Annotated in this window: 21 protein-coding genes and 1 other annotated feature; of the genes, 16 read left to right on the top strand and 5 right to left on the bottom strand. The window is 36.3% G+C overall.

All coding sequences use genetic code 11. From position 1 onward, the window contains the following. Nucleotides 1-60: 60 nt before the first annotated feature. Both AB3M96_RS03500 and AB3M96_RS03495 read left to right on the top strand, forming a co-directional pair. Nucleotides 61-723: an amino acid ABC transporter permease gene (locus AB3M96_RS03500; RefSeq protein ID WP_412966177.1), complete on the top strand. Its 663-nt coding sequence runs from the start codon at nucleotides 61-63 to the stop codon at nucleotides 721-723. A gap of 30 nt (nucleotides 724-753) precedes the next feature. After that, nucleotides 754-1476, top strand: a complete 723-nt coding sequence (locus AB3M96_RS03495; protein WP_412966200.1) for an amino acid ABC transporter ATP-binding protein — start codon at nucleotides 754-756, stop codon at nucleotides 1474-1476. A 52-nt stretch (nucleotides 1477-1528) separates the two neighbouring features. On the opposite strand, the gene AB3M96_RS03490 is transcribed toward AB3M96_RS03495, so the two are convergent. Next, nucleotides 1529-2014, bottom strand: a complete 486-nt coding sequence (locus tag AB3M96_RS03490) for a LiaI-LiaF-like domain-containing protein (RefSeq protein WP_412966176.1) — start codon at nucleotides 2012-2014, stop codon at nucleotides 1529-1531. A gap of 268 nt (nucleotides 2015-2282) precedes the next feature. Between AB3M96_RS03490 and hemA the strand changes: the two genes are divergently transcribed. The 8 genes from hemA (at nucleotide 2283) to ysxE (ending at nucleotide 11307) form a co-directional block, all read left to right on the top strand. Beyond that, complete coding sequence (gene hemA / locus AB3M96_RS03485) at nucleotides 2283-3638, top strand: glutamyl-tRNA reductase (protein ID WP_412966175.1); 1356 nt, start codon at nucleotides 2283-2285, stop codon at nucleotides 3636-3638. Nucleotides 3639-3652: 14 nt separating this feature from the next. Continuing rightward, complete coding sequence (locus AB3M96_RS03480) at nucleotides 3653-4486, top strand: cytochrome C assembly family protein (protein ID WP_412966174.1); 834 nt, start codon at nucleotides 3653-3655, stop codon at nucleotides 4484-4486. A 14-nt stretch (nucleotides 4487-4500) separates the two neighbouring features. Beyond that, nucleotides 4501-5433 carry a hydroxymethylbilane synthase gene (gene hemC, locus AB3M96_RS03475; RefSeq protein WP_412966173.1) on the top strand — a complete coding sequence of 311 codons (933 nt, stop codon included), beginning with the start codon at nucleotides 4501-4503 and terminating at the stop codon, nucleotides 5431-5433. Continuing rightward, the gene (locus tag AB3M96_RS03470) at nucleotides 5433-6221 is read left to right on the top strand and encodes a uroporphyrinogen-III synthase (RefSeq protein ID WP_412966172.1); all 789 of its coding nucleotides are present in this window, start codon (nucleotides 5433-5435) and stop codon (nucleotides 6219-6221) included. Before hemC ends, AB3M96_RS03470 begins: the two co-directional genes overlap by 1 nt. 3 nt (nucleotides 6222-6224) lie before the next feature. Beyond that, nucleotides 6225-7205 (top strand): porphobilinogen synthase, encoded by a 981-nt coding sequence (hemB, locus tag AB3M96_RS03465; RefSeq protein ID WP_412966171.1) that lies wholly within the window; start codon nucleotides 6225-6227, stop codon nucleotides 7203-7205. A 65-nt stretch (nucleotides 7206-7270) separates the two neighbouring features. Continuing rightward, nucleotides 7271-8560 carry a glutamate-1-semialdehyde 2,1-aminomutase gene (hemL, locus tag AB3M96_RS03460; RefSeq protein WP_412966170.1) on the top strand — a complete coding sequence of 430 codons (1290 nt, stop codon included), beginning with the start codon at nucleotides 7271-7273 and terminating at the stop codon, nucleotides 8558-8560. Between the two features lie 384 nt (nucleotides 8561-8944). Then, a complete protein-coding gene (gene spoVID, locus AB3M96_RS03455; RefSeq protein WP_412966169.1) occupies nucleotides 8945-10171 on the top strand; it encodes a stage VI sporulation protein D in 1227 nt (408 codons plus the stop codon). Nucleotides 10172-10263: 92 nt separating this feature from the next. Next, nucleotides 10264-11307, top strand: a complete 1044-nt coding sequence (gene ysxE, locus AB3M96_RS03450) for a spore coat protein YsxE (protein ID WP_412966168.1) — start codon at nucleotides 10264-10266, stop codon at nucleotides 11305-11307. An 18-nt stretch (nucleotides 11308-11325) separates the two neighbouring features. Here ysxE and AB3M96_RS03445 read toward each other — a convergent pair whose 3' ends face one another. Then, nucleotides 11326-11517 carry a hypothetical protein gene (locus AB3M96_RS03445; protein ID WP_412966167.1) on the bottom strand — a complete coding sequence of 64 codons (192 nt, stop codon included), beginning with the start codon at nucleotides 11515-11517 and terminating at the stop codon, nucleotides 11326-11328. A 198-nt stretch (nucleotides 11518-11715) separates the two neighbouring features. Next, nucleotides 11716-11940: a binding site (T-box leader), on the top strand. A 53-nt stretch (nucleotides 11941-11993) separates the two neighbouring features. On the opposite strand from AB3M96_RS03445, the gene AB3M96_RS03440 reads away from it, so the two are divergent. From AB3M96_RS03440 to AB3M96_RS03430, 3 genes are all read left to right on the top strand, one after another. After that, the gene (locus AB3M96_RS03440) at nucleotides 11994-14636 is read left to right on the top strand and encodes a valine--tRNA ligase (RefSeq protein WP_412966166.1); all 2643 of its coding nucleotides are present in this window, start codon (nucleotides 11994-11996) and stop codon (nucleotides 14634-14636) included. A gap of 66 nt (nucleotides 14637-14702) precedes the next feature. Next, on the top strand, nucleotides 14703-16016 hold the full coding sequence (locus tag AB3M96_RS03435) for a bifunctional folylpolyglutamate synthase/dihydrofolate synthase (RefSeq protein WP_412966165.1): 1314 nt from the start codon (nucleotides 14703-14705) through the stop codon (nucleotides 16014-16016). Nucleotides 16017-16103: 87 nt separating this feature from the next. Then, nucleotides 16104-17828: a sensor domain-containing diguanylate cyclase gene (locus AB3M96_RS03430; RefSeq protein ID WP_412966164.1), complete on the top strand. Its 1725-nt coding sequence runs from the start codon at nucleotides 16104-16106 to the stop codon at nucleotides 17826-17828. Nucleotides 17829-17869: 41 nt separating this feature from the next. Here the strand turns inward: AB3M96_RS03430 and AB3M96_RS03425 are convergent, their stop codons facing one another. From AB3M96_RS03425 to AB3M96_RS03415, 3 genes are read right to left on the bottom strand one after another with little or no spacing between them, the layout of a single operon-like run. Then, nucleotides 17870-18928: a type II secretion system protein gene (locus tag AB3M96_RS03425; protein WP_412966163.1), complete on the bottom strand. Its 1059-nt coding sequence runs from the start codon at nucleotides 18926-18928 to the stop codon at nucleotides 17870-17872. Nucleotides 18929-18941: 13 nt separating this feature from the next. Continuing rightward, nucleotides 18942-19376, bottom strand: coding sequence for a PulJ/GspJ family protein (locus AB3M96_RS03420; protein WP_412966162.1), 435 nt, complete (start codon nucleotides 19374-19376; stop codon nucleotides 18942-18944). Nucleotides 19377-19387: 11 nt separating this feature from the next. Next, nucleotides 19388-20584, bottom strand: coding sequence for a prepilin-type N-terminal cleavage/methylation domain-containing protein (locus AB3M96_RS03415; protein ID WP_412966161.1), 1197 nt, complete (start codon nucleotides 20582-20584; stop codon nucleotides 19388-19390). A 200-nt stretch (nucleotides 20585-20784) separates the two neighbouring features. On the opposite strand from AB3M96_RS03415, the gene AB3M96_RS03410 reads away from it, so the two are divergent. Genes AB3M96_RS03410 through AB3M96_RS03400 form a run of 3 tightly spaced genes read left to right on the top strand, consistent with a single transcriptional unit; the run spans nucleotide 20785 to nucleotide 24614 of the window. Continuing rightward, the gene (locus AB3M96_RS03410; RefSeq protein WP_412966160.1) at nucleotides 20785-21630 is read left to right on the top strand and encodes a hypothetical protein; all 846 of its coding nucleotides are present in this window, start codon (nucleotides 20785-20787) and stop codon (nucleotides 21628-21630) included. A 40-nt stretch (nucleotides 21631-21670) separates the two neighbouring features. Then, complete coding sequence (locus AB3M96_RS03405) at nucleotides 21671-22936, top strand: VanW family protein (RefSeq protein ID WP_412966159.1); 1266 nt, start codon at nucleotides 21671-21673, stop codon at nucleotides 22934-22936. Nucleotides 22937-22961: 25 nt separating this feature from the next. Then, entirely contained in the window at nucleotides 22962-24614 is a 1653-nt protein-coding gene (locus tag AB3M96_RS03400; RefSeq protein WP_412966158.1) for a GspE/PulE family protein, read from the top strand.

Genomic DNA, 24614 nt, shown 5'->3' with positions numbered 1-24614 from the left:
TTCGTTTCTTTTACAACAGAACTTTTATTATAACCACGTAAAGTGAGGAGATGAAAACAATTGCCGGAGTTTAGTCACGTCCTTGAGCAACTCATAGCTTCATATCCCATATTTTTAAAGGGAATGCTGTTAACTCTTCAAGTAACGGCAGTATCTATATTAATAGCAATCTTTATAGGTTTGTTTTTTGCTTTCCTAAAAATATCAAGTAAAAAAGCACTTGAAAAGATTGCAGATCTGTACATCTACCTTGTTAGGGGTACACCCTTAATTGTTCAAATCTTTGTCTTTTATTTTGGATTGACTTCTCTAGATATTTCAATGTTTTGGGCAGTAACATTGGGTCTCGCTTTTCATAACGGGGCATATATAGCTGAGATATTCAGGGGAGCAATCCAGTCAATTGATAGTGGCCAAATGGAAGCAGGACAATCGCTTGGTATGAGCAAGGTATTAACGATGCGGAGAATCATTTTACCACAAGCATTTCGAAGAGCGCTTCCACCCCTCGGAAACCAATTTATTATCGGGTTAAAAGATTCTTCGCTAGCAGCATTTATCGGATTAAACGAGCTGTTTAATGTCTCAACAACACTTGGGTCAAATAACTTTGATTATATGACCTACTTGTTGATAGTAGCAGTCTATTATTTATTTCTAGTTCTTATCTTTACGATACTTGTTGGTATGCTTGAGAGAAAATTATCTGCAAGTGAAAAATAAGGGGGTGACAATAAATTGGGTAAAAAAGAAATGATACGAGTAGAGAACTTAAATAAATCATTTGGCGACCTGCATGTTTTAAAAGATATAAACATCGAAGTAAAAGAGAGTGAAGTTGTGTGTTTAATAGGAGCGAGCGGTTCTGGTAAAAGTACGTTGCTTCGTTGTTTAAATTTTTTAGAAATAAAAGATAGTGGCTTGATATTAATAAATAATGAAGAGATTAACCCTCAAAAAGACAATTTGAATCAGGTTCGACAACGAGTGGGTATGGTGTTTCAACACTTTAATTTATTCCCACATATGACTGTAATTGAAAATGTCATTGAAGCACCAACTCAGGTGAAAAAGATTCCTAAGCAACAAGCAATTGAAGAAGCGAGGGAGCTTTTACAAAAGGTAGGATTAGCAGAAAAAGAAAATGTGTATCCATCAAAATTATCAGGCGGACAAAAACAACGGGTAGCAATTGCCCGTGCACTAGCAATGAAGCCAGAAATAATGTTATTTGACGAACCTACTTCCGCCCTCGACCCAGAGTTAGTCGGTGAGGTACTAGCGACCATGAAGCAGTTAGCAAATGAAGGTATGACAATGGTTGTTGTTACCCATGAAATGGGGTTTGCTCGTGAAGTTGCGGATATGGTTGTTTATATGCATGATGGTAAAATTGTGGAGGTCGGAATACCGAAAGACATTTTCGCTAACCCAAAAGAACAGCGTACAAGGGATTTTTTAAATTCGGTTTTATAAATAAAGAAAAGACAGAGCCCAATACTCTGTCTTTTTGCATGATTAGTATATTTTACCTTTTCTTAATAAATAATAAGTAGACACCTACGCCGACTAGAATTAGTGGCCAATAATTTAATATAAAGGCAAAACCACCTTCTAAAAAGTCGAGCCAACCCATAAATCGGTTGTAATTAAGGAATAACAACGAAACAACTAAAACAAGTATACTTTGAAATAGACCATTTTTCGTTTTGAAATATGTAAGCAGCAGACCTAGTCCAATGATAAACAAAAGCGTTCCAGATTGCTTTGGCCAAAAAGCTAGCTGATTGATCCCATGGAAATGAAATCCGAAACCTACTAAAATGACACCCGGTAGGATGCTGCCGTGATTGTTTTCAGAATATGCTTGAACAAGAAAAGCAATGCCAACAATGATTACAAGTGTTGGCCAGGAATAAAAATGTGTAAATACTGGTATTTGGAGTTGCTGGAGAAGGAGATAGCAACCAATCCCAACTAAGATAATACCAGAAAATATATTGTTCTTTTTCATACGGTCCTCCGTGCTAGTTACTTGATTTGACCACGTTTTTTTGTTAATGTAACCTTTGTAGTATAACGAAATATGTACGAATATGTTCTTATATGTCTATTATAAATTCTACTTACAATCTTAGCATAGGTTGTCAAATAGTGTTCACACATTTTTCGATTTTTTGTAATAATGCACATGCTATAATATAGATAGTTTTTGTGTTCGTCTTTAACAACATAAACGAATTAATTATGAACTAAAACATTTTAGTGGGGGGATTAGAGCTATGCATACAATTATGGTCGGATTAAATTATAAAACAGCCCCTGTTGAAATACGTGAAAAGCTTACTTTTGACCCCAATGATATTGCAAAAGCAATGAAGGAATTAAAAACAAAAAAGAGTATCCTTGAGAATATTATCGTCTCAACTTGTAACCGTACGGAAATTTACGCGGTTGTTGATCAGGTTCATACTGGACGTTATTACATCAAGGCCTTTCTTTCAGAGTGGTTCGGAATTGATAAGGAAGAGTTTTCTCCGTATTTAACAATTTTTGAAAATGAGGGTGCAGTTGACCATCTTTTCCATGTGACTTGTGGACTTAACTCAATGGTAGTTGGTGAGACTCAAATTCTTGGACAAATCCGTTCAAGCTTTTTATCAGCTCAAGAAGATGGAACTTCTGGTACTGTATTTAATCACTTATTTAAACAGGCAGTTACACTTGCAAAAAAGGCTCACTCAGAAACTGAGATTGGCTCAAATGCTGTTTCTGTGAGTTATGCAGCCGTGGAACTTGCAAAGAAAATATTCGGTGATTTATCATCGAAAAATGTGCTGATTTTAGGTGCAGGTAAAATGGGTGAATTAGCCGTTCAAAATCTTTATGGTTCAGGTGTGAAAAAAGTTACAGTCATGAACCGTACATTTGAAAAGGCAAAAAATTTAGCTGAAAAATTCCAAGGTGAAGCAAAAACAATTGAAGAGTTACAGTGTGCTTTAGTTGATGCCGATATCATGATTAGTTCAACAGGTGCGAAGGGTTATGTTATTACAAAGGACATGATGCAGAATGTTGAGCGAATGAGAAAAGGCCGTCCATTATTTATGGTAGACATTGCAGTACCAAGGGATTTAGACCCAGCGCTTGCTGAACTTGAAAGTATCTTCTTGTATGATATTGATGATCTAGAAGGCATTGTCGAGGCTAATATGCAAGAGCGTATGGTAGCGGCTGAGGCAATTGAGGTAATGATTGAAGCTGAAATAGTTGAATTTAAATCTTGGTTAAACACACTAGGTGTTGTACCAGTTATTTCAGCACTTCGTAACAAAGCATTAGCCATTCAAGCTGAAACAATGGAAAGCATTGAAAGAAAAATGCCAAGTCTAACAGACCGTGAGAAAAAGGTGTTAAATAAACATACAAAGAGTATTATCAATCAGCTGTTAAAAGACCCTATTTTACAGGCTAAAGAGCTTGCTGCAGAACCAAATGCCAAGGAATCTCTAGCATTGTTTATGAAGATTTTTGATATTGAAGAAGCAGTTGATATCGAAAAAGGGAAACAAAAACAACAAAATGAACTGGTTGATGTGATAGCAGCTGGTAAAAAGCAGCCTTCTCTACAGTCATAAGAGAGGAATCCTATATGGTAGAGATGAATGTAATGAGATTACATGAGTTTACGGTAATTCTCTATGCACTAAGTGTGTTACTTTATTTTATAGACTTTCTCCATAACAACCGGAAGGTAAACACATTTGCCTTCTGGTTACTTGCATTTGTATGGATAATTCAAACGATATTTCTTATTTTTAGGGTCATTGATACAGGTAGGTTTCCGATATTATCTATGTTTGAAGGACTCTATTTTTATGCCTGGGTATTAATCTCCCTATCGCTACTTCTTACAAAATTTTTAAAAGTTGATTTCATTGTGTTTTTTACCAATTTAATTGGTTTCTTCATAATGGCTCTTCACACTTTTGCACCGGGTCAGCATGGTTCCAGTGCAGTAGAAGGACAGCTAATTTCTGAATTACTTATGATACATATTACAATGGCGATTCTTTCATATGGTGCTTTTTCTCTGTCATTTGTTTTTTCAATTCTTTATGCGATTCAATACAATCTATTAAAGCAAAAAAAGTGGGGGAAACGACTCCTTAGAATGGATGACTTATCAAAGCTTGATCATATGTCATATGTATTGAATTTGATTGGTGTGCCAATGCTTTTACTGTCGTTGCTTTTAGGAGTTTTATGGGCATACCTAAAACTAGATAATTTTTATTTATATGATGCGAAGGTATTAGGCTCCTTTTTTGTGTTACTAATATATGCATGGTATCTATATAAAAGAGTTGTGCAAAAGCTTCAAGGAAAAACAATTGCCTTTTGGAATATGGGAGCGTTTCTACTTCTACTAATAAATTTCTTTTTATTTGGAAGTCTATCTCGTTTTCATTTTTGGCATTCATAACTAGGAGGAACATAATGCGTAAAATTATTGTAGGCTCAAGAAAAAGTAAACTTGCGATTACTCAAACAAATTGGGTTATCCAACAATTGAAAAATTTAGGAGTACCTTATGAATTTGAGGTAAAGGAAATCGTAACAAAGGGTGACAAAATTCTTGATGTAACTTTATCAAAGGTTGGTGGAAAAGGCCTTTTTGTAAAAGAGATTGAGCAAGCTCTATATGATAAAGAAATAGACATGGCAGTACATAGTATGAAGGATATGCCATCTGTACTACCTGAAGGCTTTGTCATTGGTTGTGTGCCAAAACGTGAAGATCATCGTGATGTAATTATTTCAAAAGGCAATAAAGCTTTTGAGGAACTTCCTAGTGGTGCAGTTGTTGGAACGAGTAGCTTACGAAGAAGCTCACAGCTTTTAGCTAAACGTGATGACATCGAAATAAAATGGATTCGTGGAAATATTGATACAAGACTTGCAAAGCTTGAAAATGAGGATTATGACGCAATTGTGTTAGCTGCAGCTGGTCTAAAGCGAATGGGCTGGTCTGATGATGTTGTGTCAGAGTATGTAGAACCTGAAACTTGCCTACCAGCAGTTGGTCAAGGTGCATTAGCAATCGAATGTAGAGAAGAAGACGCAGAATTATTAGCTGAATTAGCAAAGTTAAATGATGAATATACCGAAACAACAGTAGCTGCTGAAAGAGTATTCCTGCACAAAATGGAAGGTGGTTGTCAGGTTCCAATTGCAGCCTACGCAACTATGAATGATCAAAAAGAAATTGCACTTACAGCATTAGTTGGTTCTCCAGATGGAAAAACCATTTATAAAGAACAAGTGTATGGAACAAATCCAATAGAAGTTGGTAACGCAGCAGCTGCTAAGCTAACAGAGCTTGGAGCTAAGAAATTAATTGACCAAGTTAAAGAGGAGCTAAATCAGTAATGGAGAGCGATAAACCTCTTTTTCAAAAAAAGGTTTTAGTTACAAGAAGTAAAACACAGGCAGCTGAGTTTTCTGAGAAAATATCAGCTGCTGGTGGGATTCCCATAGAACTACCGTTACTTGCGTTTGAAAAGCCAGAAAACGAACAGATGATACTTGAAACGATTAAAACGCTAGATACCTATGATTGGCTCGTATTTACAAGTAAAAATGGTGTAGACTATTTTTTCGAATTCTATCATCTGGTAAATCGTGAAATAAAGGGATTGCCTAAAATTGCTGTTGTAGGTACAAAAACGAAGAAGGCATTGGAGCAATATGGTGTTACTCCGGATCTTGTTCCAGCTGAGTTTATTGCAGAAGGTTTATATGAGAGTCTGGAACCATATGTAACAGTTGGAGTGCGTTTTTTATTAGCTCGAGGAAATTTATCGCGTCCCTATTTAGTTGAAAAGTTATCTGAATCAGGAGCTAAAGTTACAGATCTAATTGTCTACGAAACAGTAGAAAATGATAACGATAAAACACGGCTCATTCAACTTTTAAAAAACAAAGAAATAGATATTGTTACGTTTACAAGTCCCTCAACCGTTTCTCAGTTTTATAAGATTGTTAAACAAACAGAGTGGAAAGAGTGGACGAAGGGTACAGTATTTGCTTGCATCGGACCGCAAACGAAACTAGCGGCTATGAAGGTAGGTATTCCGATTCACATTTGTCCTAGTACATATACGATTGATGATTTACTTTTAGAAATAGAGGCGCATTGTAAGCCTAAGGAGGAATAATAAATGGAACAATTACAGTTTGCAAGACACCGTCGTTTACGTCATACAGCAAATTTACGTTCATTAGTTAGAGAAACATATTTACATAAGGAAGACTTGATTTATCCACTATTTATCGTAGAAGGAGAAAACAAAAAAGTTGAAGTTTCTTCTATGCCCGGAGTTTTTAATATTTCTCTAGATTTACTAGAAGAAGAATTAAATGAGATTGTTTCATTAGGAATTAAATCTGTTATTTTATTTGGAGTACCAGAAGAAAAGGATGAGGTTGGTACAGGAGCTTACCATGACCACGGTATCGTTCAACAAGCGATTAAGGTAACAAAGGAAAAACATCCGGAGCTTGTTGTTGTTGCTGATACTTGCCTTTGCGAATATACATCACACGGTCACTGTGGGGTAGTTGAAAATGGACAGGTTTTAAATGATCCTTCACTTGATTTACTAGCACGAACTGCAATTAGTCAGGCCAAAGCCGGGGCAGACATCATCGCACCTTCAAACATGATGGACGGCTTCGTAGCTGCTATCCGTTATGGCTTAGATGAAGCAGGCTTTGAACATGTTCCTATCATGTCATACGCAGTTAAATATTCATCTGCATTTTACGGCCCATTCCGTGATGCTGCACAAAGTGCACCTTCATTTGGTGACCGTAAAACCTATCAAATGGATTATGCAAACCGCTTAGAAGCAATTCGTGAAGCAGAGTCTGATGTTCAAGAAGGGGCAGACTTCTTAATTGTTAAGCCAGCTCTTTCATACTTAGATATTATTAGAGATGTGAAAAATAATTTTAACGCTCCAGTCGTAGCTTATAACGTAAGTGGAGAATACTCCATGGTTAAAGCTGCTGCCCTAAATGGTTGGATTAATGAAAAAGAAATTGTAATGGAAATGATGACAGGCATGAAGCGTGCAGGTGCAGATTTGATTATTACGTATCATGCAAAAGATATTGCTCGTTGGTTGGAAGAGAAATAAGGTGGTAGTGTTGCCCCTTGAAAAAGGGGAGTATCACCTCTAAAATATTGAAAGGGGTTATGACGATGAGAAGTTATGAAAAATCTAAAGCAGCATTTGCTAAAGCTGTAAAGCTAATGCCTGGTGGAGTTAACAGCCCGGTACGTGCGTTCAAATCAGTTAAAATGGACCCGATTTTTATGGAGCGTGGAAAAGGCTCAAAGATTTATGATATAGATGGAAATGAATACATAGATTATGTTTTATCATGGGGACCACTCATTCATGGTCATGCGAATGATCAAGTAGTTGAAGCAATTAAGAAGGTTACGGAACTAGGGACAAGCTTTGGTGCGCCTACTCTTTCTGAAAATAAATTAGCTGAAGTGGTTATTGAGCGAGTACCATCAATTGAAATCGTCCGTATGGTTAGCTCAGGAACAGAAGCTACAATGAGTGCATTACGATTAGCTAGAGGATATACTGGCCGAAATAAAATTATGAAGTTTGAAGGCTGCTACCATGGACATGGGGATTCTTTATTAATTAAAGCTGGTTCAGGTGTAGCCACTCTTGGTCTACCTGATAGCCCTGGTGTCCCTGAGAGTATTGCGCAAAACACGATTACTGTTCCGTATAATGATTTAGACAGTGTTCGTTATGCTTTTGAGCAATTTGGAGACGACATCGCAGGTATTATTGTAGAGCCTGTTGCTGGTAACATGGGAGTTGTTCCTCCGCTACCAGGTTTCTTAGAAGGATTGCGTGAAATCACAACTCAATATGGAGCTTTACTAATTTTTGATGAGGTAATGACTGGTTTCCGAGTTGATTATAATTGTGCACAAGGATATTTTGGAGTTACACCTGATATCACATGCTTAGGGAAAGTAATCGGTGGAGGACTTCCAGTAGGTGCGTACGGTGGTCGTGCTGACATTATGGAGAAAATTGCACCAAGCGGACCAATATATCAAGCTGGAACACTATCTGGTAACCCACTAGCAATGACAGCAGGATATGAAACACTATCACAATTAACACCAGAACATTATACTGCATTTAAAAAGAAAGCTGACCGTCTGGAACAAGGCATAGAAGCAGCTGCAAAAAAATATGATATCCCTTGTCGTATTAATCGTGCAGGTTCAATGATTGGCTTCTTCTTTACAAACGAAGAAGTAATCAACTATGAAGCAGCTAAAACGTCTAATTTAGACTATTTCGCAACTTATTATCGTGAAATGGCTGAGCAAGGCGTATTCCTTCCACCATCACAATTTGAAGGATTATTCCTATCAACTGCTCACACAGATGAGGACATTGATAAAACGATTGCTGCTGCAGAAACAGCATTTTCAAAGTTGAAGGGCTAATATCAAAGGATTGAAGGCAGACCTGGGTTTGGGTCTGTCTTTTTTTGCATTCAAAGGCTACTTTTCCTGCTGTAATAGGAGCTGGATAGAAGAATTCGGCAATAAAGCGTGAGAATCCGACAATAATGTTCTCAATTCAACATAAATAAATTAATTCGGTTGTTTTCAGGATTATTTCGGCATTAATTAAAATTATTCGTAAGTACTTTCAAAAATCAACAATTCTTCACTATTAACAATTCATTACAGCCTCCACTTTATCTACTGATATTTTGTTCTCCCACATATTATTTAAAGAACTTATCATAATTCCCTTAAAATCATCATAAAAATTGTAATGTCATAGTAAATAAGTATAGAAGGGGACTGAAAGGAGGAGTAGCTTTGTCATCTGAAAACTTACGATTTTCGGTTGAGGAATCAGTCTGGTTTCAAAAGGGACAGGAAGTCTCAGAGCTTGTTTCAATTTCTCTTGATCCAGATATTGTGATTCAAGAGCATGATCAATATGTGTCCATTCGCGGTGCATTACAACTAACTGGTGAATATCGAATAGATGAAAATGCTTCTGAAGAGGAAGAACGCGACTTTACGTCGGTAAGACTCGTAAATGAGGTGAAAACTCGTGAAGACGGAATCAGTGTATTAAATCATAGATTCCCTGTTGACATCACGATTCCTCAAAACCGTGTTCAGAGTCTTGATGAAGTATATGTATCTATCGAAGCATTTGATTATGAACTTCCAAAACGTGGCTGTCTGCAAATTATTGCGGATTTGTCTATAAGTGGAATTCAAAATGTTACGCAAACCACACCACCACCAGATGATCCTGTTGAAGAGCCAGCTAGAGAAGCATTTCCTGTGGCATCTCAAGAGGTCGAAGCTCCTGAAAAAGAGCTAGAGCTCGTTCGGAGCAGTTCTTTTGAGGAAGAACCTGTACAAGAACAGACTTTTGAAGAAGTGAGGGCAGAGCAAGAACCTGTTTCTGAAGAAGTCGAGGAAGAGGAAGTAGTACTGCAATCACCAGATGAAGTAGTGCTACATAAACCAGAGAATGAAGAGGTAGAAGAGGTCAGTGAAACAAATAATTCGCACCAGGAAGAAGCTGATGATGATTTATTCGTACCTTTTGAAGTAGAAGCGAGAAGAGAGGCATATCAGGAGCCTGAGGAACTTTTACAGGTTGTTGAAGAGCAAGTCGAGGAAGTGATAGAGGAGAAGGAAGAAGAAGTGGTGGCTACTCTAACACCACAAATTGAGGTTAAAGCAAGACATGATAATAAGCTTACTTTCGGATCAGATAACCCTAATAAAGAAACTGTAACAGCAGTTGAGGAAAGATCAGAGAAAGAGCAAACTGCAGAAGCTAGTAATCAATCTTCTACAAGAAGCGAAAATGAATTACTTCTTACGAAAATATTTGGTAGAGATGAAGTAGAAGAACATACAACAATGAAGATTTGTATTGTTCAAAGTGGTGATACGATAGATAAAATTGCGGAGCGCTATGAAATCTCTACTCAGCAATTAGTACGAGTAAACACCCTAAATGAAGATTCTTTATCAGAAGGACAGCTTTTATACATTCCTGTTCAGGTAAATATTTAAAGGAAATAAGGTGAGGCACTCCCTCACCTGTTTTGTTATTTAAGTGGATTGAAACACTATCAATAAATAGGTATAGAGAGCGGGTGGTCCTCATGGCAAAGAATGAGGTCGGAAATTATGGGCCCATCTTAAAGAAATATAATTTGCAGCCTACACATATAGAAGACCATGGAAAGATAAAGAAGGTCGTAACGAGAAACGGTGTATTCGCGCTTAAAACAATAACAAAGAAAATAAATTTACATTTTCCAGTCTTTCTTCAGCAATTATTTCAACAGGGCTATACGAGAGCGGTACCGATCTATCCTACAAGAGATGGAATGTATCTCGTCTATTACGGTCAAAACTATCATTATTTAATGCCGTGGATACAGAACCATGAACCAACTGACCGTGTCACACGTAATGATGTGATTTTTAAGGAGATAGCAAGGGTTCATCTTACTACATCGAGAAAACAAACAATAGAAGAGGATGAAATTACGAGTCATTTTGAGGGAATTGTTAATCAGTGGGAGGAGCAAAATCAATATCTCGAGTCATTCGTAGAACAAGCTGAAAAGAAATGGTATATGTCCCCCTTTGAACTACAATTTTGCACGTATTTTTATGAGGTTAGCCTTGCTAGTCGGTTTGCACATAATCAACTTGATTGCTGGTATGACAAAGTGCAAGAAAGTAAGACCTTCCGTACCGCACTCACCCATGGAAATTTATCTGATTCACATTTCCTCTTTGATGATAATGGAAAAGGGTATCTATCTAACTTTGAGAAATCAGCTTATGGGAATCCTGTTAATGACTTAGTGAGTCTTTATTATCGATTATTAAAAACATATCCAACTCTATGTGAAAACTGTGTTGAATGGTATGAAACATATCGGAAACACAATCCGTTACGAGATGAAGAGATTTATTTATTTCTAAGCTATTTATCATACCCTGAACCAATATATCGTTGTATTAAAAATTACGAGAAAAATAGAACCAAAAGTGAGAGAGAGCATGTCCAACAGTTACAACGAGCCTATTGGCTTACCAAAAACATTGAATATGTAGCTGTAAAGATTCTTGAGGCAGAAGATAAGAGAAAGCAAGAAGAATTAAATACTGAAGAAGAAGAATCCCATACATAGGCGCTGTATGGGATTTTTTTAGATCCAATCTAAATGCAATGAAGCAGCAAATACTATTAGAAGTGCTAGGAATATGACATCAAACGATGTTGGTAGAAAAATCGTTCGGACTCCCTGTACGATTACAATCGGAATGATAAACTGTGCACAAACATCACGAGTATATCGCAGCCATGGAGGATAGCCATATTTTCGAATTCGTCTTCTCATGGTGTTTCGCTCCCTTCGAGAACTCCTATAATTAGGTTATGCTTAGGAATCATGAAAAGTTCCGCTAAATGTTTTAAAAAAGTTTGTCACGCTGACTCTGCATATGAATAAAGTAGTAAAAACTTGGTTAACCTTATTGACTATAGAGGTTGCAATTAGGTAACATTTGTAGTAGATTATATAATAAATTAAATCATCTTAATTACATGGATTGGGAAGAGTACATCGTCACACCTTCAGAGAGAGAAATCATTTGCTGGGAGATTTCTTAGGACTGTTACGTTGGAAGGTCGCCCATGAGTAGCTTTTATGAATCTTCAGTAGTAAAAGCCGGTGAAGAGCCGTTATCTTTATTGAGAGCATAGATAGTAACATATCTATGAAAAAAGGTGGTACCGCGAATTAACTCCATTCGTCCTTTTAATAGGATGAATGGAGTTTTTTATTTTTTTAGGTACTAGTAAGGAGGAAATCATATGGAAACAACAGAAAAAACATTATCAACCAAGTATGACCCGCAAGCGATTGAAGCGGGACGTTATCAGTATTGGTTAGACGGAAGGTTCTTCGAAGCAACTGGTGATGCTAACAAAACACCGTATACAATCGTAATTCCACCGCCAAACGTTACTGGTAAACTGCATTTAGGTCATGCTTGGGATACGACATTACAAGATATCGTAACCCGTATTAAAAGAATGCAGGGCTATGATGTACTTTGGTTACCGGGAATGGACCATGCAGGAATTGCAACACAGGCTAAGGTGGAAGCAAAGCTACGTGAAGAAGGAAAATCACGTTATGATCTAGGTCGTGAAAAATTCGTAGAGGAAACATGGAAGTGGAAGGAAGAGTATGCAAGTCATATTCGTGAACAATGGTCAAAGCTGGGGCTTGGATTAGATTATTCAAGAGAGCGTTTCACACTTGATGAAGGTCTTTCAAAAGCGGTTCGTGAAGTTTTCGTCACTCTATATAAAAAAGGTCTAATCTACCGTGGTGAATACATTATTAACTGGGATCCTGCTACAAAGACTGCTCTTTCAGACATTGAAGTTATCTATAAAGATGTTCAAGGTGCATTTTATCATATGCGATATCCGTTAGCAGATGGAAGCGGTCATATCGAAATTGCAACAACTCGTCCAGAAACAATGCTAGGCGATACAGCGATTGCTGTTCATCCAGAAGATGAACGATTTAAGCATTTAATTGGCAAGACTGTTATTCTCCCAATCGTTGGTAGAGAAATCCCTATCGTTGGCGATGATTACGTAGATATGGAATTTGGATCTGGAGCAGTTAAAATAACTCCAGCACATGATCCAAATGACTTCGAAGTAGGAAACAGACATAATCTTGAGCGCGTTCTAGTTATGAATGAAGATGGCTCAATGAATGCTAATGCAGGAAAGTACCAAGGACTTGATCGTTTTGAGTGTCGAAAACAAATCGTAAAGGACCTACAAGAAGAAGGTGTCCTTTTCAAGATAGAAGATCATATGCACTCAGTTGGTCATAGTGAGCGTAGTGGTGCTGTTGTTGAACCATATTTATCAACTCAATGGTTTGTAAAAATGCAACCATTAGCGGATGAAGCAATTAAGCTTCAAGCTCAGGAAGAAAAAGTACAATTTGTACCTGATCGATTTGAAAAAACATACCTACATTGGATGGAAAACATCCGTGACTGGTGTATTTCCCGTCAATTATGGTGGGGACATCGAATTCCAGCTTGGTATCACAATGAAACTGGAGAAGTACATGTAGATCATGAGCCTCCAGCAGACATTGAAAACTGGACACAGGACAATGACGTTTTAGATACATGGTTCAGCTCAGCGTTATGGCCGTTTTCAACGATGGGTTGGCCAGACGTAAATGCAGAAGACTTCAAGCGTTACTACCCAACAGATGTATTAGTAACTGGCTATGATATCATCTTCTTCTGGGTATCTCGGATGATCTTCCAAGGTCTTGAGTTCACAGGTCAACGTCCATTCAAGGATGTACTCATTCATGGTTTAGTACGTGACTCACAGGGGCGTAAGATGAGTAAATCTCTTGGTAATGGTGTAGACCCAATGGATGTAATTGCTCAATATGGTGCAGACTCTCTACGTTACTTCTTATCAACAGGAAGTTCACCAGGTCAAGACTTACGTTTCAGTATGGAAAAAGTTGAGTCAACTTGGAACTTCGCAAATAAGATTTGGAATGCCTCAAGATTTGCAATGATGAATATGGGCGATATGAAGTATGAAGATATCGACATTACTGGAGAAAAATCTGTTGCTGATAAATGGATTTTAACTCGCTTGAACGAAACAATTGCTTCTGTTACAAAGCTAGTTGATAAGTATGAATTTGGAGAAGTTGGTCGCGTACTTTACAACTTCATTTGGGACGATTTCTGTGATTGGTATATTGAAATGGCAAAACTTCCTCTATACGGTGAAGATGAGAAAGCTAAGAAAACAACTCGTTCAATTTTGGCATATGTATTAGATCACACAATGCGACTTTTACATCCGTTCATGCCGTTTATTACCGAGGAAATATGGCAGAACCTGCCACATCATGGCGAATCCATAACAATTGCAAACTGGCCAGTAGTTAAAGAAGAGTATACTGATCAAAACGCTGCATCAGAAATGCGTTTATTGGTAGATATCATTCGCTCAGTTCGAAACATTCGTGCCGAAGTTAATACACCAATGAGTAAGCAAATTAAGCTTCACATAAAGGCAAAAGATGATCAGGTATTGGAACAGCTTGAGAGTAATCGTTCATACCTTGAAAGATTCTGTAATCCAAGTGAATTAATTATCGCAACGGAGATTTCTTCGACAGAAAAAGCAATGTCTGCGGTTGTAACTGGAGCAGAATTGACTCTTCCACTTGAAGGACTTATCAATATTGATGAAGAAATCAAACGCCTGGAAAAAGAACTTGAAAAGCTTGATAAAGAAGTTGAAAGAGTTCAAAAGAAACTAGGCAATGAAGGCTTTGTTAAAAAAGCTCCTGAAAAAGTAATCGAAGAAGAGCGCGCTAAGGAGAAGGACTACATCGAAAAACGTGATGCAGTTCGCACAAGAATTACAGAATTAAAAGGGTAAGGATACACAAGAGACGAATCTACTAGTAGATTCGTCTCTACTTATGCATAAAGTGAGGAACAAATAATGATTCATACATATGAAGATGCATTATCTTGGATTCATAGTCGATTAAGACTTGGTATAAAGCCCGGCTTATCACGGATGGAGTGGATGATGGAACGACTCAACCATCCAGAGAAAAAAATTAAAGCAATTCATGTTGGAGGAACTAATGGTAAAGGTTCTACAGTTAGCTATCTTCGAAACATTTTACAACAGGCAGGCTATTCTGTAGGTACATTTACTTCTCCTTATATTGAAAGCTTTAATGAAAGAATCAGTTTGAATGGAAAACCGATTCGTGATGAAGAGATTGTTTCTCTTTTACAAGTTATCAAACCATTAGCTGATGAATTGGAACAAACTGACCTTGGTGGACCAACTGAATTTGAAGTCATTACAGCTATGGCACTTTATTATTTTGGTACAAACCCTGAAATAGACTTTGTCATCATGGAGGTCGGACTAGGAGGCAGATTTGATTCAACGAATGTCATTACACCGATGCTTTCAATTATTACAAGTATTGGGTATGATCATATGAACATCCTTGGTGATACATTAACTGAGATTGCAAGTGAGAAAGCAGGGATTATTAAAGAGGGAAAGCCTGTTATTACAGCTGTTGATCAAGAGGAAGCTATTCAAGTAATAAGCCAGAAGGCAAAACAGACAAACAGTGCTCTTTATCAATTAAGCAAGGACTTCTTTATTGTGGATCATAAGCCTTCTGAGCAAGGAGAACTTTTTTCACTTAAGACACCAAACGATACATATAAAAATCTCTTCTTATCAATGAAGGGGGCACACCAAGTAAATAATGCTAGCTTGGCTGTTATGGCAATTAAGTTATTAGTACTGGAAGGTGTAGCGAAGATTTCAGAAAAGGAACTTCTTAAAGGATTAGAAGAAACAAACTGGGTAGGACGGTTTGAACAAATATCAACACAACCACCTATTATCATTGATGGTGCACATAATCCAGAGGGAATTAAGAGCTTGGTGGATACTATTAAAACACATTTATCAGATAAGAAAGTCCATGTTGTATTTAGTGCATTGAAGGATAAAAAACTAGATAACATGATATCTCAGCTTGAAGAAGTAGCTGACTCATTAACTTTTACTAGTTTTGACTTTCCGAGAGCAGCTAGTTCAAAAGACCTATATGAAAGTTCATCAGCTAGTGATTCAATACGTGTCATAGAGAATTGGATAGAAGCAATTGAAATAAGTAAGAATAAGCTTTCTAACAGTGAGAATGAAGTGTTGCTAATAACTGGGTCACTTTATTTTATTTCAAATGTACGGCATTATATCTTATCAACTAAAAATTAATGATAGGAAAAAAGAACTAAAATGAAGACATGTATCTGAAAATTTGGTAAAATAATCATAGGATGTAAATGAGAGGAGGAAAACGTGATGGAGGTAAGTAATAGAGTTAGACATGGCCTTTGGTTAGCATGGTTTTTGCTATTTCCTATAAGCATGTGGTTATTGTATCAGAATACAGAACCAGTATTTGCTGGATTTGAGATCGATATTATAAGCTTCTTGCTACTTACTGGGCTAATCTCTGCTTTACCTATCATTGTAAACAATGTTCCTATTATGTTTACAGAGGGTGTTACTCTAGCGATTTTCCTCTTCTTTGGATTATTTATCGAAGTCTTAATTACACAAATTGCTTTAGTATTATTGTTAATTCGAGTAAGAATTGGAGTAAAGGATTCATACCGGATACCACTTAATTCCTTTTTATTCTTTTTAACTTCATTTCTTGCAGCAGTGGTCTTTTATTTACTAGGTGGAACACATGGAGTAATTGATATGTCGTCTCCTGGATTCTTGATCCCTGTAATCGGATATCAGATTACTAGATTTATCACTAACCATGCGTTGTTACGTGTGATCAAAGCTACATTATCAAAGAATCCTCAAAAAGAACCATTTATAACGAATGATGTCATTTGGGAAGGCGCAACTATTTTACTGCATTTCCCAGTAGGTCTTGTCTTATACATGTTATATATTGAAGTTGGATTAATAGCATTATTCTACGTTGGAATTCCTCTTGTTAGTTTGTCATTCATGTTACGACTCTATTATTCTAGTCAACGAATTAATGATTATTTGCAAAAAGCATCTGAAATTGGACATCAACTTGCAGGAAGATTAAAGGTTGAAGAGGTTCTAGATGTGTTTATAGAAAAAATTTGTAAAATGCTCCCTGTTGATTATGCATACATACTTGATGTTGTGGAGGATAGGGAACTTCATGTAATTAGAAGTTTTTCTACGGATAATCAAACTGACCAATCATATCCTCCTCTACGAATGGGAGAAGGTATTGCAGGTAGGGTATGGAAAGAGAAGAAAGCAATCCTTTATAATACGAAAAAAGAATTTAGAGATATAACTGAAGGTTATTTACCAGATTCGGCTGAGAGTGTCATCTGTGTTCCTGTTATAAGAAATAAACAAGTGGTAGGTGTCTTTGCACTAGCCTCAAACAAAAGACGAAGCTATGAAAAGTACCAGTTAATGATCGTTGATATCCTATCAACATATCTAGCAGTAGCAATTGAAAATGCTAGACATCATGAAGAAACCAAGAGTAAAAGTGAGATATGTTCATTAACTCGAGTCTACAATTACCGGTACTTTGAACAAGTACTAGAAACAGAGTTCAAAAAACTAGACAATCATAAAACTGGACCACTATCACTAATACTATTAGATATTGATCATTTCAAAGCCATCAATGACACTTACGGACATCAAAGTGGAAATGATGTTTTGAGAGAATTAGCTTTACGACTTAAACATCTAATTGGTAACATAGGAACAGTCGCAAGGTATGGAGGAGAAGAGTTCGTCATATTATTACCGGATACAGAAAAGGGTGCATGTTATGAACTTGCCGAGACGATCAGACAAATGATCTCTAATCGGCCATTTACTATCGAAGATGATTTGAACCAAAGTCAAAAGCGAGTAATGGTTCGTATCACGGCGAGCATTGGATTCGCAACTGCACCATATGATGCAGAAACTTCGCTTGAGCTCCTACGTCATGCTGATCGTGCTATGTATGTTGGGGCGAAGCAGGCGGGCAGGAATAGGGTTGCGGAGTATGTGAAATAAAGAAGCTCATATCTAGGCGATATGAGCTTCTTTACGTATGCTTAATTCCCTGTATAATCAACTTCTAAATCATTGTCATTAATTAAAATATTTTCATCGGAATTAAAAATCCTAATTTCTTTAGCATATACCCCTGTAACTTCATTTCCATTGCCGTTTCCTACACTATTAATGGAATCACATGTTTGTCCTGGACCAAGTAAAGTAACACCTAAGACATTTTTTGTTACTTCAGACAGTGTTAAGGTTTTTTCTACACAGATAAAGGAGTGTGGTTTTGTTAAAATGTCTTGGTAGAAGTAAGCATTACCCTTTACAATAAGTTCTCCATGGTTATTCTCTTGGAAGGTTCCATTCAAATAAAAGTTACCTTCAACAATAGCGTCTGCATGGTTATGGAAGAGGGAACCACCGTTTATGAATAAATCATGCTTAATTCTTAATTCATCTGTATTATTGTAACCACTAATGTTTAAATCTCCATTTGTATAAATACTATTTGCAATGATTGTTGATTTATCAGCGATAGTCAATCCATTTGGAAAATAAGCTTTGTCATACGTATAAGTGTTAGTACCTGTGGGAATACATGGTTCACTTGCACTTCCACAATCGTCAAACCCTTCAGGCTTAGGTGGGAAAAGATTATTAATCTGTATTGGGAACGTTGCAGTTAAAGTTTTGTCAGAGACCTGTGTTCCGTTTTTGTTAATGTAGCCAGTGCTTAAAAAGCTAAATTTATACTTCCCTTCATCTGGACTAAACCAACAATTCTTACTTGGGTCAGAATCAAAAGTAATCTTGTAAGAAGTATTAGAATCAATTGTTTTAGAATTGATAATGGTATTTGCAGTATTGATTATTGTTGTACAAGTATTATTTCTTAAATCAACATTATTAATTTTCACTTTAAAATCCCTATAAAAATGATCAATACCCATTTCTGCCGCATCGGTTGCCTGCTGAAAACTTTCCGTTTTTTGTACTTGTTCTGAACCGCTTAAGGCTTGCGCTGAAAGTACTGTTCCAAATACTGAAAGTAAAGTTATTGTAACAAGGACATATAGAAGTGTATTTCCTTTTTCATTTCTAAAATACATGGTAATTCCCTCCTTATTGCTTCCGATTTATCACTGTTTTAACACTGTAAGATAACGAGTTTTCTGTATCTTCAACATTGAGTTTTATATATAAAGGTCGGTCAGTCTTAACAAGGAGGTCACCAGAAAAGCTTGAGTAGTCCTTCGCTCCAGCAAGTATTTCATAGGAAAGATTGGGCTTACCCACCTTTTCAGAATTCAATTTAACTTCACCAGTTGTTGAATTAAAGGAGAGTACGTATTCATCAGATGTCTGGTGTAAGTTTGTTATTTGACTAAGCAGGATATTCGCTTCCTGTCCTAGAGAAAGCTTATTCTTACTCTTTTCATAATAATTCATGCTATTAAGTAAAATTCCAGTACCAAGACCTGCAATAATAGCAAAGATGGCCAGAGAGGCAAGTAATTCAATTAGTGTAAATCCCTTTTGATTATCAATACTCTTCATAACATTCCCCTCTAGCGGAATATTTTTATTTCATTAAAACTGGTACTGCTGTTACTCCACAACCTAAGGCCAATGTATTTGGAATAATAATCATATGACGTTATTTTTGCTAAATTAATAGTGTCGCTTTGAAACAGTATCGGCTGTGTTTTCACTGTACTTCCCTGTGCAAGAACCATGGTATATACTCTCGTGGTTGACAATGGGTCAAGGGAGTTGTTAATTGAATACGCATTTTGTACTTTAATTTCTAATTGTACAGGTAACTGCCAGTTTATACTTGTACCAGTTTGCATTGCAATTTGCTTTGTAATTTTAATCCATGAAGTATCTTCTTTGCCATCCTTACGAAGACTCAAATGGACTTGATTATCTTTGGGAATCACCGATATCATAAAGCCATTTTCATTTAAGTATTCAGTTTGTGATTTAATTGTGTCAGTCGGTTTCATTAAAGTACCGTCTACTAATATGCCGAATCCCCCATTATTATGTGGTGATCTAAATAGTAGTGTTCCTTTAATCGTATATTCATCAATCTCTCTCTTGATAGAGTAATAGGAAGAATCACCATCTTCTGTAAAAGTAATCGAAGAAAAACGGTTATGATTTGAATTCTTCATTTGAAAAGCAATATCGTAGGTATCAGGTTCTATAAAAATTGACTCCTCAGTTAAACCGGTCCAAATATTTAATTTTCCTTTAGCAGAAGAACTTGGTAATTCTGAAAGATTAAATATTGTATTTGTTCTTTTCTTTGGAACATATCCAAATGTTTCGGATAGAACTTTACTATCATCAGGTGTCATCACTTCCACTTTTACTTCTACAAGATTATTTGGTCCGTCTTTTAAAGACAATTTTATATCGTCAACAACCAATCCACTCATTTCATTCCATGGATTTAAAAGTTTTTTTAACGTATCGGTATTTGTGATCACTGTGTTTGTCTTTACTGTTCCGTCCGGGTTATAAATTCCACCATTCTCAGTAATGCTTTTTAGAACATCTATTGATCTATGATTCTCTTGAAGTAAAGATAGTACTTCTCTAGCATCATTAGATGCAGTTAGTGTCTCCTCATTTTGATTAGCAAACATAATTGCCTGTGAAAAGAATTTCATGAAAACCGTAAGTATTATTGTAATAATTACTATTGAAGCTAGTAGTTCGATTAATGTAAAACCTTGATTCCGTGCTTTTGGCATATATTCACCTACTTTTTGCCTACTTTCTATTATTATACGACAACTTATCTCATATGTAGAGATATGTTTACTAAATTTTCATTTTTTTACAATTTTCGTGTAGATTCGTCTTTAATAATTTGGTTTTATAAGATAAAATGTAGATTAATATAGATAATTTTGTAAAATGGGCATTAATAACTATAAAGGTGGAACGATTTGTGACTTATATCTTTTCTGGCATCGCTTTTATTATCCTTATTCCTATTATATTACTGCTTCCTTTAGGTGTTAGACCACTGACAAAATTTGTGATATTGTTACTATCTTTTTGTCTTGGTATTGTAGGTATTGTGGCTGAGCCTTTTATAGGAAAGCTACAGCTTGGGCTTATTACTATTTTACTAGTTATTGTTTTTACTTTGCTAGTAGATAAAATTAAAAAGCAAGTTCCTAAAAATAGTAAGTCAATGACAAGTAGAAAAAAGGAACTACTTATTCAAGACCAAGAAGTGGAATCCAAAAAACTTATCCCTGTAAAGTTTGTTGGCAACGATAAAACTATTAATACTGAAGACAATGAAAACAATATCAAAACTGAGGAAGTCATAGATGAATTAGTTCCAGACCATGACCAAGTTGATGAGACTATAGATGATTCTACTATTGATTTCGTTGAAAACTATGAAGTACAGGAAGAGGTTTCTGTTCATGAGGAAGTTGCCGTTTCAATAGATGATAGTTTTGAGGAACAAGATTGGCTAAATGAAATTTCAATAAATGAAGAGATTGAGACCAATAAAAGTGAAGATAAAGATAAAGAAGATGTAGGAAGTCTCGACTTCATACATAATATAGACGAAATTCTTCAAGAAAACACAGACTTTGTTGAACAAAAAGAAACTGTACCCATTGATTTCGAAGCAAATCCTCTTTTCTCAGATCTTGAGGAACTTGAAGTTGTATTAAATGAAACATATGAAGATGATATAGCGAATAAGGAACAAGAAATCTCCTCTGAATCAGAAATGGAAACGTTAGAGGTTTTAAGTTTCGATAGAAAATAAAAATAGAAGAACGGTAGCCTGATAGAAAGGGGCAACAAGTGTGGGATATCAGTTTAAAATTAAAATATTTGCCTTAATGATAGCATGTGTCTTGTTTATTTTTACATTTTCACATGTGGGTGCTAGTACGTATCGTACATATTTCTCTGGAGAACTATTTACCGAAGGCACGATGATTGGTCCAGTGGACGTTTCAGGGTTGACAAAAGATGAAGCTAAGAACTTACTACGAGCTAAAATTACAGAATGGAATACCGTTGGTAATATAACAATCATTAACGGAGATAATCAAGAAGTGCTCACAAAAGATGAGCTTTTTGTATTTCCTATTGATCAAATAGTACAAGCTGCATCAAACGGTACAGTAAATGTGTTTCCTTCAGTTATTAATAAACAGCGTTTAGAAATGGCTGTTCAAACATTAGCCAAGAAAAACTTAGATGATTTTAAACACGAGGAATTAATCAATGTCTTAACAGAAAAGGCAGGTCGATTGGACCCAGAACCGCTAGAAATCAATTTAGTTAGCTACATTATTGTCGACGAGACTCAGGTTATTTCAAAAGCGACTATTTCAAATATTAAAGACGAGACTGAAGTGAATAAATGGGTGAAGGACGTTGGCGTTATTGAAATTGGCCCGGCACAATCATTCTCTTTATCAGATTTTGTTGCCCAGACGAACGGACTTGCTTTTACAGATGAAGCATTAAGTATTATCGCAACAGGAATTTACGAAACAATTCTACCTACAAATTTTAAAATTATCGAGAGACATATAAGTGATGAGTTGCCGGCATATGCAAAACTAGGCTATGAAGCAAAAATAGATGGAAATAAAGATTTAATTTTTTATAATATCAATCCATTCCAGTATAAATTAACCTTCGCTTTAACAGGAGAAGGATTACAACTAGAGCTAATTGGAGCAAAGCTACCTAATGAGTATGAAATAATTTTGGGTGAAAAAGAAGTATATAAGCCAAAAACGATTAAACAATACTCAAGTTTAGTTAAATACGGGAAATCTGAAGTGAAAGAGAAGGGTAAAGACGGAGTGCTTGTCACCGTCTCCCGTTTAGTTAAGCAAAGCAATAAAGAGCTTGATAAGGTTAAGCTTGCGGAAGATTATTATAAACCAATTCATCGCGTTGAGGTTCATGGTCTGTTTGATCCTGAAGAACTAATTGCGGATATTATTGATGAATTACAGGATCAAAATGATACTCCTACAATTGATGAAGACGAAGAATCGGAACTAGAGAATGATGGTTCTTTATGGGATAAAGAAAACACTGAAAAATAGACATGTTGTAGAGGGGTGAGCACCCATGAAAAAAGTAAGGAAAAAGATTGGTGATTTGTTAGTTGAAACAGGTTTAATTACTGAAGAACAACTACAAGAGGCATTACGTGATAAAACTGAAACTCAGAGACTCGGAGATGCTTTATTACAAAAAGGATATTTAACTGAACAACAACTAATTGAAGTGTTAGAGTTCCAATTGGGTATTCCACATGTAAGCTTGTTTCGATATCCAATTGATCCAGCCGTCACTTCAATGGTCCCAAAGCAACTTGCTCAACGCTATAAGCTTATTCCGTTAAAGCGGGAAGGGGACAAGCTATTTGTAGCAATGGCAGACCCTATGGACTTTTTTGCTATTGAAGACCTACGTTTAAAAACTGGCTTTCAAATTGAAACTGCGATTGCGACTAAGGATGAAATACTAAGAGCTATTACAAAGTTCTATGATATCGGTGATGGCATCGATATTGAGGACGATACTGTTGAAGAAGTAGAAGAAGAACGTATAACGAATGATGACTCACCAGTAGTAAAATTGGTAAATCAAATTTTGCAAAATGCGGTTCAGCAACGTGCGAGTGATATACACATCGACCCACAGGAAACAAAAGTAATATTAAGGTATAGGGTGGACGGTGTACTACGAACTGAACGTTCCTTACCTAAAAATATGCAAGGTGTCTTAACAGCCCGTATTAAAATTATGTCAAACTTGGATATAACTGAGAGCCGTGTGCCTCAGGATGGCCGGATTAAGTTGAATCTGGACTTTCATCCGATTGACTTGCGTGTTTCTACACTTCCAACTGTATATGGTGAAAAGATAGTAATGCGTGTCTTGGATCTAAGTAATGCGTTAAATGACCTTAATTCTCTTGGATTTAATAAAGTAAATCTACAACGTTTCCTTAGCTTAATAGAACGTCCAACAGGAATAGTGTTAATTACTGGGCCAACTGGATCCGGTAAATCATCTACATTGTATGCTGCCTTAAATAATTTAAACTCTGAAGATGTAAATATCATCACGATTGAAGATCCAGTAGAATACCAGCTTGATGGAATTAACCAAATCCAAGTTAATTCAAATGTTGGAATGACCTTTGCTGCAGGTTTACGAGCAATACTACGTCAGGACCCTAATATTATAATGGTTGGGGAGATTCGTGATAAGGAAACAGCTGAAGTTTCCGTTAGAGCATCATTAACTGGGCATTTGGTTTTAAGTACTCTTCATACAAACGATTCACTAGGTACAATTACTAGATTAGTAGATATGGGAGTAGAGCCATTCTTAGTTGCTTCGTCTCTAAGTGGTGTAGTTGCGCAACGTCTCGTAAGACGAGTGTGTCGAGATTGTGGTGAGGCACATGAACCTACAAAACGAGAAGTAGAGATATTTGCTAGAAGAGGAATAAAAATTGATAAAATCATTCGTGGTCGAGGCTGTGGAACCTGCAATATGACAGGTTATAAAGGACGTGTTGCCATTCATGAACTGCTAGAGATAGACGATGAAATGCGCAGAGTTATTATGAACGGAGAATCTTTCACTAAACTTAGAGAAATTGCAATAAAGAACAGAACGATTTTCTTAATTGACGATGGCTTGTTAAAAGTTAGGCAAGGTATAACAACGACAGAGGAAATTTTAAGGGTAACATTAGCTGATTAG

The sequence above is a fragment of the Ferdinandcohnia jepli genome (genome assembly GCF_047246645.1).
Taxonomy (GTDB): domain Bacteria; phylum Bacillota; class Bacilli; order Bacillales; family Bacillaceae_L; genus Ferdinandcohnia.
This window is presented reverse-complemented; position numbering and strand designations above follow the sequence as displayed.